Annotated in this window: 1 pseudogene; it reads left to right on the forward strand. The window is 61.2% G+C overall.

Annotated elements, in window-relative coordinates:
* A pseudogene (locus GPA27_RS28405) lies at positions 1-456 on the forward strand (hypothetical protein); the annotation flags it as partial.

Genomic DNA, 456 nt, shown 5'->3' on the forward strand with positions numbered 1-456 from the left:
TCGACAACGTGCTGACGGCGAATGGTTATTTCACCAATGACACGCTCAATGGCGGAGTCGGCGCCGATACGATGTCCGGCGGATCGGGCAACGACACCTACCACGTGGACAACGCGGGCGACACGGTAATCGAGAGCGCCGGCCAAGGCACCGACAGCGTGATCAGTACCGTCAGCCATACGCTGGCCGCGAACGTCGAGAACCTGACGCTGGTCGGAACGGGCCTGGTCGGGACGGGCAACGCGCTCGACAACACCTACACCATCAACAACACCGGCAACGCCATTGTCGAAGCGGCGGGCGGCGGAACCGACATGGTCGTCAGCAGTGTCAATTACACGCTCGATGCAAACGTCGAGAAGCTGACGCTGGTCGGAACGGGCCTGGTCGGCACCGGCAATGCGCTGGATAACACCTACATCATCAACAACTCCAGCAACGCCATTGTCGAAGCGG

Origin of the sequence: Aromatoleum toluolicum, from assembly GCF_012911005.2 — a bacterium.
In the GTDB taxonomy this organism is placed as follows: domain Bacteria; phylum Pseudomonadota; class Gammaproteobacteria; order Burkholderiales; family Rhodocyclaceae; genus Aromatoleum; species Aromatoleum toluolicum.